The 6,508-nt window shown below is 38.1% G+C and carries 5 protein-coding genes; all 5 read right to left on the reverse strand.

What is annotated here, in order from left to right; translation table 11 throughout:
• The coding region (locus V7659_RS18825) for a branched-chain amino acid ABC transporter permease (RefSeq protein ID WP_335541353.1) at positions 1-663 on the reverse strand (663 nt) is incomplete at its 3' end.
• A complete protein-coding gene (locus V7659_RS18830; RefSeq protein ID WP_180247623.1) occupies positions 638-1,507 on the reverse strand; it encodes a branched-chain amino acid ABC transporter permease in 870 nt (289 codons plus the stop codon). The genes V7659_RS18830 and V7659_RS18825, both read right to left, overlap by 26 nt.
• Before the next feature lie 132 nt (positions 1,508-1,639).
• The gene (locus V7659_RS18835; RefSeq protein ID WP_335541355.1) at positions 1,640-2,731 is read right to left on the reverse strand and encodes an ABC transporter substrate-binding protein; all 1,092 of its coding nucleotides are present in this window, start codon (positions 2,729-2,731) and stop codon (positions 1,640-1,642) included.
• Positions 2,732-3,026: 295 nt separating this feature from the next.
• Positions 3,027-4,481, reverse strand: a complete 1,455-nt coding sequence (locus V7659_RS18840; RefSeq protein ID WP_218348774.1) for a CoA-acylating methylmalonate-semialdehyde dehydrogenase — start codon at positions 4,479-4,481, stop codon at positions 3,027-3,029.
• Between the two features lie 65 nt (positions 4,482-4,546).
• Positions 4,547-6,265, reverse strand: a complete 1,719-nt coding sequence (locus tag V7659_RS18845; protein ID WP_098934806.1) for a thiamine pyrophosphate-binding protein — start codon at positions 6,263-6,265, stop codon at positions 4,547-4,549.
• Between the last annotated feature and the right edge of the window lie 243 nt (positions 6,266-6,508).

The raw sequence follows: 6,508 nt of genomic DNA on the forward strand, positions 1-6,508 counted from the left end.
CAACCCCGCAATAATGGCTGAAATCGTAAAAGCAATAATTTTATATTTAGAAACATGAATTCCAATTGAACTTGCTAACAGACTTCCTTCTTTTATGGCTAAAATTCCTCTCCCAAAAGGTGTACTTAATGTGAATTTAATAAAATAGATGACTCCTACTAACAATAGACAAACAAAGTAGTAATAAATCATTGGATCAGTAAGAGAAGTTTGCGTAAAGGGTATTATTGGAGAAGAAACACTTAGCCCCATGGCGCCTCGGGTAATATCTGTCAGATTAAGAATGATTAGGCGAAACACTTCTGCGAATGCCAGCGTAATGATGGCAAAGTGAACACCTTGGAGACGAAGTGATAAAAATCCGACACACATTCCAACAAAGCCGGTTAATACTAAGGCAAGGAGTAAACTAATAAAATACGGAAATTCTAAGCTTTGATTTATTAAGGTCGTAAAGTATGCACCTAAGCCAAAAAACGCAGCATGACCAAATGATATTTCACCAATGTAACCGACAATAAAGTTTAGGCTTAAAGCAAAGATCGAGAAAACCCCAAATGTGATGATAATATTTAAGTANNAAATGGGAGAGAAATTAAAATTAGTAATATTAGGATGAAAGGCAGCTTCTTTTTCATTATTGTGACCTCCTTTGAAATCCAAAGATTCCCTGAGGACGAATTAATAATACGAGAATCAAGATTACATAACCAATAATATCCTTCCAAGAGTTCCCCACTAAGGACGATGCCCCTGTTTCAACGAATCCAAGTAACATTCCGCCGATAATTGCCCCAGGAACACTACCTAACCCACCCAAAATAACGATGACAAAACCTTTTAACATAACACTCGTACCCATTGTGGGTGTTACATAGGTGGTTGGTCCGATGAGGATTCCAGCAAGTGTGGCTAATAAAACCCCAAAGATGAAGGTAAAGGAATAGATTCGTTTAATTGAGATCCCTGAGACCATGGCCCCCATTCTATTCTGTGATACGGCCCGCATGAGTTTCCCTAAATGACTGTGCTTGATAAAGAGATTTAGCAACACGATGACCACAATACCCAAAAGGACAATGACTATTTTTTGTTGAGTGATAAAAACATTTCCAATATGTACGACACCGTTAAACGGACTACTTATTTGCCTCGGAGTCGTTCCATATGCAATGGCAACCATGTTCAATAAAACAATACTTAAACCAAAGGTGGCAAGTAATGAGTTTAAATGATCGGTATCAAGTAATGACCTGAGCGTAAATTTTTCAATCAACCATGCAATCAAGCAAATGATGATGATAGTCACAATTCCTGCCTGGAAATAATTTAACCCTAATTCTTGTTGAAGGATATACGATCCAAATGCCCCAAGCATATAAAATTCACCATGGGCAAAGTTGATCATTCCTAATATTCCGAAAATTAACGTTACTCCTAAAGCAAACAAGGTATAAGTTAATCCAATAACTAACCCATTCGCTACTAATTGATTGATAATTTCCAAAAATATATCCACCTTTCTTCCTTTTAAATATAAGTATCATTCTTTATTCATTATGGAAATAAACAAGGAAATCATTGAATTTTTAACCAAATAGCTTCTCCAATAGAAGCTATTTGGTTAGTGTCTATCAATCTACTGTTGATATGGAACTACTTTACCATCCTTAACAGTTAATGGGATAACTTCTCCTAAAGCTTGGCCGTTCTCAAACTTTAAATCACCTCTTGGTGACTGCCAATCTTCACTTTCTAAAGCTTTAGATATAGCCTTATAGTCAGTGGACGATCCTGCTTTATCCATTGCTTTTGCCACAAACCAGATGGATTCAAAACCTAACATTTCCGTTTTTTCCGGTTTATGATTGTATTCTTTTTCAAATGCGGCTACAAATTCTTTGTTCATCTCATTATCAATGGTATTTTGATATAGGTCGGCAGAAATGATTCCTTCTGCAACATCACCTGCTAACTCCACCATTTTTGAATTGATACAACCGGGTGCTAGTAACTTCATCGTGTTATTAAAACCAAGCTGATGTGCTTGTTTGAAAATCGCTGAATTTATTTCAATGCCAGCACCAACAACATATAATGCATCAGCATTGGCTGACTTTAACTTTGTTAACGGGTTAGTANNAGACCAGTTTTTCTTCAAGGCCTTTAATTCAGCTTGACCATAATCAGTGTTTTCAGCGATGACCGCAACCGTTTTAGGTTTAAGCTGTTCTGCAATAAACTTGTGGAAAGCCTTTCCATCCATATCATTGGTACTATTTAGTCGGAAACGGAATGAATCACGGTCGGTCATAATCTCTGGAGCTTTTGAAACAGTAACAACATTTAATAATTTATTTTTAGCAACATCTTTTGTTGCCATGGTAACGGAACTGTTTGCCCCTCCAGTAATGGCATTAACTCTGTCACTTTCAATTAATTTCTTAAATTTCGTTACACCTAACTCCGGCTTTGATTGATCATCTTCAGTTACTAAGGTAATTTTGCGTCCTTTTAATATCCCGCCATCATCATTAATCATTTTGGCTGCCAATTTCGCACCATCTAATGTTTGCTGTCCATACAGGGCTGCTGGTCCTGTCAATGGAAGAACCGCACCAACTTTTATGTTTCCGCTTTCATTTTTACCAGAACCATTTGATGACTGTGTACATGCTCCTAAAATTAAAACCAATACTAACATTAAAGCTGTAAGTATTCTCTTCCTCATAATTACTCCCCCTTTAGTTTAACTACTTTTATAACTTGAAAGTTCCATGCCAATCATAATACCTAAAAAACGGCCTATTCTACGTTTCGATTTAGAATTTCACCTATATAATAATCCACCCTTTACCGGGATTAACGTACTTTCATTGAATAAAACAGGTCTCTTACATCGTTTGAACTCTTTAGTTATTAAAATAACAACATAATACCAATAATAAAAATCATTGAAGCGACCTTTTAAATTCTAAAAAGAATAATAAGGTCGCTTAATCAAATACCATTTACACACTTATGTTTTAATATCTTGCCGTCACCATTTTCTTTCTTGTATAGAACTCCACTCCGTCCGTACCATTCGCATGAAGATCACCGTAGAAAGAATCTTTCCACCCGGAGAATGGGAAAAACGCCATTGGTGCTGGTACTCCAATATTAACTCCTAACATACCAGAGTGGATGGTTTCACGAAACTTACGTACGCTTCTGGCATCGTTCGTATAGATACAAGCACCGTTTGCAAATCTAGAATTGTTTGCAATTTCAATAGCCTCTTCTAATGTTTTGACGCGTATTACAGATAATACTGGTGCAAAGATCTCATCCTGCCAGATTTTCATTTCTTGTGTAACATGATCAAAAATAGTCGGTCCAACAAAATAACCATCACCTTTTACCGCTGCGTCTTTCCTTCCGTCACGAATGAGGCGGGCTCCATCTTGAACGCCTGATTCAATATAGCCCAACGTGCGCTTCTTATGTTCATCACGTATCACTGGCCCTAGGAATACGGTTTCTTCCAATCCGTTTCCGATTACGATGTTGTTCGCTGTTTCTACTAATCTTTGAATCAGTGCATCTGCAACTTCTTCCTGTACTGTTACAACAGAGGCAGCCATACAGCGCTCACCTGCAGATCCAAATGCTGCACTAAAAATTTGGGAAGCAGCATCTGCAAGATCCGCATCATTTAACACGATGGAGTGATTTTTTGCACCTGCTAATGCTTGAACACGCTTCAAATTTTCCGTTCCCTTTTTGTACACGTATTCTGCCACTGGCTGTGAGCCTACGAATGAGATTGCTTTGACAAGTTTATGCTCAAGTAACCCATTTACTACATCATGCGCACCGTGAACGATGTTCAAAACACCTTTTGGTAATCCTGCTTCATTAAATAGCTCCGCAAGACGGTTAGCTAAAAGTGGAGTACGCTCTGATGGCTTTAAGACAAATGTGTTGCCGCATGCAATTGCAAGTGGAAACATCCAACATGGTACCATCATTGGAAAGTTAAACGGGGTAATACCGCCTACCACTCCGATTGGATAACGATACATACCAGATTCAATATTAGTAGCTATATCTGGAAGTTGTTTTCCCATCATTAATGTTGGTGCACCAGATGCAAATTCTACACACTCAATTCCTCGTAATACTTCACCATGGGCTTCTTTGAAACTTTTTCCATTTTCAATAGTAATTAATCTAGCAAGTTCATCCCAGTTGTCTACTAACAATTGCTGATATTTAAATAGAATACGAGCACGCTTTGGAACTGCGACTTGTGACCATGATTGAAAGGCTTCGTTTGCCACTTGTACGGCTTTGTCTACATCTTCTTTTGCAGAAAGAGGTACTTCTGCGATTATTTCTCCTGTTGCAGGGTTATAAACAGGCTGTGTTTTAGTAGTAGAACCTTCTACCCATTCTCCCCCGATATAGTTAAACAACACTTTTGATTGTACTAACATACTAAATTCTCTCCTTTAGATAAAATTATGGAAAAACAATAACAACATCTGAATGAAAGAAATGTTTAGTATGCTTGACTAGTTACTGGTCCTTGTTTCGCCTTTTTCATGGCCTCACGATAAGGCATAGTTGGAGCTTGCCATTCATCTGTATACACATTAATTACACTTGGACGGTTTGCTGCAAGTTCACGTTTCAAGATTGGTCCTAAATCTTCTATGTTTCGAACGTTTTCTCCAACGATTCCATAACTTTCAGCAATCGTTCCAAACTCGTAACTTCCTAACTCAACAGATTGATTATTTCTATCGAAATTAAGTTGCTGTGTCCATTTTGACCATGATAAAACTGCATTATTAAAGACTACATTGATAATTGGTAAATTTAGTTGTTTAAGAGTTGCTAGTTCACCAACATTGTAACTAAATGCACCATCACCGCTAATAGCTATTATACGTGATCCTGGACGAGCCATAGCTACTCCAAGAGCAAATGGCAGAGAAGAACCTAATCCCGCAGCTCCACGTGGAAGAATGATTTGACGACCTTGTCTTTTTAATTCCAGGAAACCTCCAGCCCAGCCACTTGAAAAACCAGCATCGCAAGTAACAAAATCATTTTCTCCCAATTGGTCCACTATAGCTTGAACAGCAGCTTGAGGCCAAATAGGATTATTTTTACTGTAGCACTCCTCAGTGCGAGCTAGTAACCACTTCTCTTTTTCTACTTTGACTACATTTAACCATTCACTAGAAGTTTCGAAGTTTGAACCCTTCAACTCCACTAAGATTTGTTTTAGGACTTCGCGTGCATCTCCCCATAATGCAACATCTGCGTTAATCACTCGTCCGAATTCAGCAGGATCCACATCGATATGAATTAATTCCTGATCCGCTCTTGGCCAAGTCCAACGATAAGAGCTATTTTGAGAATGCTTATATCCAATTGCAAGAATTACATCTGCTTGGTCAGCAACTACTTTTGCACATGGACTTCCTAGCTCACCCAGTACTCCAAGGCATAAGTCACTAGTTTCAGCCACACTTCCTTTACCAGTCAATGTCGTTACGACTGGAATCTTATAATTCTCTGATAATTGGGCAATCTCATCATAAGCTTGAGAAAGTTGAAGACCTCCGCCTGCAAGAATAATAGGCTTCTTAGCAGCTGTAAGGAGATGTACTGCTTTAGCAATTTCAGATTCAGGTGCAGAACATCTGAATTTAGGGTGATTACTAGTTCCTGATAGCGGTTCCAAATCTGTTGTCGCTTGGAAAACATTTTGAGGTATCTGAACAACAACTGGGCCAGGACGACCTGAAACTGCCGTATGAATAGCAGCACCTACTACTTTAGAAAGCATTTCAATACTTGGAACATTAAATGTCTCTTTAGCAAAAGGCTTTAACATTTCAAGTTGATTTCCACCTTGGCTAATACGTCCATATTGTTGCAATAGAACAGAATTTTGTGGGTGATCACTTACAAGTACTAGAATAGGTACTGAACTATTAAAAGCTTCCATTAGTCCGGAAGGGAATTTAGTAGCTCCTGGGCCTACAGTAGCATCACAAACACCAATTCGACCTGTTACTCGCGAAAATGAATCTGCTGCTAAACCTGCTGTAGTTTCATCTCTAATCAAAATATGAGTGATATCTTCTTTACGTTGATATAATGCATCATAAAATGCATTTGCCTGTCCCCCTGGCATTCCAAAAACATGAGTTACTCCATGTCTAATAAGTGTATCAACTAACATATAACCTCCATGACGCTGCATAACTATTCCTCCTATGAATTAGTATTTTTATAGAAAAGATATGGTTAGAAATCTACTAAGGACCAACTTATAGCTTAAAGAGTACCTTGGTCTGCTCTTTGTTTTTAAAAGCTTGAAAGGCCTCTTCCCACTGCTCTAGGTAATAAAAATGATCAATCAGACGTGAAAAATCGACTTTTCCATCTTGAACAATACGAATCGAGTTTTCCCAATCAAGTTTCGTGTGTCCTATACTCCCAATAA

The organism is Neobacillus drentensis (assembly GCF_036966985.1).
In the GTDB taxonomy this organism is placed as follows: domain Bacteria; phylum Bacillota; class Bacilli; order Bacillales; family Cytobacillaceae; genus Neobacillus; species Neobacillus drentensis_E.